This window comes from Phenylobacterium sp., assembly GCF_035276905.1.
GTDB lineage: Bacteria > Pseudomonadota > Alphaproteobacteria > Caulobacterales > Caulobacteraceae > Phenylobacterium.
In genome coordinates, this window is the sequence record NZ_DATELG010000233.1 from 1 (window position 1) to 2,482 (window position 2,482).

The window sequence follows — 2,482 nt, forward strand, 5'->3', positions numbered from 1 at the left end:
TCTGCGTCAGGCCTTGACCGCTGACCGCGACGATCAAGCCGTGGTCGAAGCTGCGGGCCACGCGGGCGGCGAGCGTGCCGTAGGCGTCGACCTGGCGCCGGGCGCCGACATCGGCGCCTATGGCCGCCATCTGATACTTGCTCTGGTAACGGAGAAAGCCGTCCACGCTCCACTGCGCATTGTCCCAGCCGACGTTCAGGTTGGCGCGGCTCTTCGGCGTGGTCAGGGCGAAGGCCGCCAGCTTGCCGAACAGAATGTCGCCGGCATAGCGCGCCTTCGGACTGTCGCTGACGTCGGTGTAGGTGTAGTTCGCAGTCCAGCGGACGCCGTTCTTATAGGCGCCCTTCATGACCGCTTCGACGCCCTTGACCTTGGAGTTGGAGACGTTCGCGTACTGGAAGATTGTGACGGCCGGCGACACGATGTCGGGGCGCGAGCTGTCGGGCTGGCCGACGATGTCCTTGGACTTCTGATAGAAGAGCCGGACGCTGGCGCTGCCGCCGATCTGCGGCAGGGACCGGTCATAGGAGAGGCCGTAGTTGGTCACCACGGTCGGCTCCAGCCTCGCGTCGCCGCTATAGACCAGGTTCGAACCAATGGGCAGGAGCGCGCCCAGCGACCAGAGCGACGGGATCTGCGAGCCCCGCGCGTAGGTCGCCCGCAGGGTGTCCACCTCAGTCGCCGACCAGACGACGCCGGCGTTGTAGCTCGGCTGAGTGATTCGCCGATCGAAGCGGGCGCCCGAGGGCACGCCCAGAATGCTGGGCAGGGTTCCGGCCTGGAGCTTCAGCTTCAGGTCGTCATAGCGTGCCGCCGCCGTGATGCTCAGCTTGTCCAGCGCCTGCCAGTTCCACATGCCGGCGATCGATTTCACGTCGTACTCGATCAGGCTGTCGCCGAAGCTCGGCAGATTGGTCGTGCGGTACTCGGTCGAGATGCGGAACGTGTGCCTGGCGCCGATCTTGAACAGGTCCTGGGCGCCGACGACCGTCAGCTTGTTGTTCACCACGGCGAAGTTGCTGCCGAGCTTCATAGTCACGCGGTTTTCGTAAGCCTGGGCCTGCAGCGCCCCGATCTTGGTGTCCCAGTCCAGCGTGCCCTTGAGGTTCGAAGTGACATACTTCGTAGCAAAGTAGCCCGCGCCGGCCGGCGGCTCATTCTCGAGGCTGTGACTCCAGCCGCCCTCGACGCGCAGCGAGAGCTTGTCAGCCAGCTGAGTAACGGTGTCGAGGTTCGCCGTCGCGCGGCTGTCGGCGTCGAAGGTTCCAGCAATGCTGTTCTTGAACTCGTCCTGCTTCGAGACGCCGCCGGTCAGGCGGCCGGAGAAGCGATCGCCGAACCTGAAGGCGCCGCCGGCGGAGGCCTCCCTGTAGCCGTGGGCGCCGACGCGGCCGCTGACAAAGCTCTTGTCGTCGTACTTCGGGTTGTAGGTGATGATGTTGATCACGCCGGAGACGGCGTTGAAGCCGAACAGGGCCGCGTTCGGGCCCTTGATCACCTCGATCTGGCGGATCTCTTCCAGCCGGACCGGCAGCGCCGACCAGGCGGTGTAGCCATAGAAGTCGAGGTAGACTTGGCGGCCGTTCACCAGCACCAGCAGGCGCGGCGACATCTGGGTGTCATAGCCGCGCACGCCGATGTCGGCCGCGGCGGCGCTCCAGGGCAGGATGTCGAGGCCCGCCACGCGGGACAGGATCGTCGGCAGGTCCGTGGCGCCGGAGCGCTCGATGTCCTTGGCCGTGATGATGTCCATGTCCACCGGGGCCTGGCTGGCGCGCTGCGGCGAGCCCGTCGCGCTGGTGGTGACCGGTTCGTTGAACACCTGTTCGAGCGAGCCGTAGTCGATGGACTGGGCGGCCGCCGGCAGCGAGCAGGCGAGCGCGAGGCCGGCGACGCCGGCCGCGAAAGAATTTCGGTTTTTCATGGGTTCTGCTTTCTGCCGATCAGATTTCTTTGATCATCATGCGGAAGGCGGCCTTGAAGGACGCTCCCACGGCGGCGGCCGCCGCCCGGTTCACGGTGATCTCGACCTTGGGCTCGGTGGTCACGCCCATGACGCAGGCGCCGCTGTTCACGCACGCCGACGCTGAGCCGATGGTCACCAGCTTGCGGGCCTTCGCCGCCGCACCGACCGCGGCGTAGTTCACGCCGCCGGGGACGTAGAAGGCGCTGACCCCGCCGGCGCCGCCGACTTCATCGACGGTGACGGGCTTGCCCACCAGGGTCACGGAGCCGGCGCTGTAGCCGCCTCCGATCGCAGCCATGACGGCGTTCTTTTCCGCGACGGACGCCGGCTTTGCCGGGTCGAAGACCACGCCGATGGTGGCGTGGCCGGTGGGTCCGTTTTCCAGGAAGGTCAACGCGCGTCCGGCGACCTGCAGGTCTTTCGCGGGATCGGCCTGCGCCAACCCCGGACCGGAAAGAAAAGCGACCGCCAAAGCGGCGCACAGGAGATTGCTTCGCAATGAAAGCGATTTGTTTG

Annotated in this window: 2 protein-coding genes; both read right to left on the reverse strand. The window is 66.4% G+C overall.

Annotated features, from left to right (window positions below; genetic code table 11):
- Positions 1-1,924, reverse strand: a 1,924-nt coding sequence (locus VJS38_RS10830) for a TonB-dependent receptor plug domain-containing protein (protein WP_324088157.1), incomplete at its 3' end; no start/stop codon positions are given.
- Positions 1,925-1,943: 19 nt separating this feature from the next.
- Positions 1,944-2,465, reverse strand: a complete 522-nt coding sequence (locus VJS38_RS10835; protein WP_324088158.1) for a hypothetical protein — start codon at positions 2,463-2,465, stop codon at positions 1,944-1,946.
- Positions 2,466-2,482 lie beyond the last annotated feature (17 nt).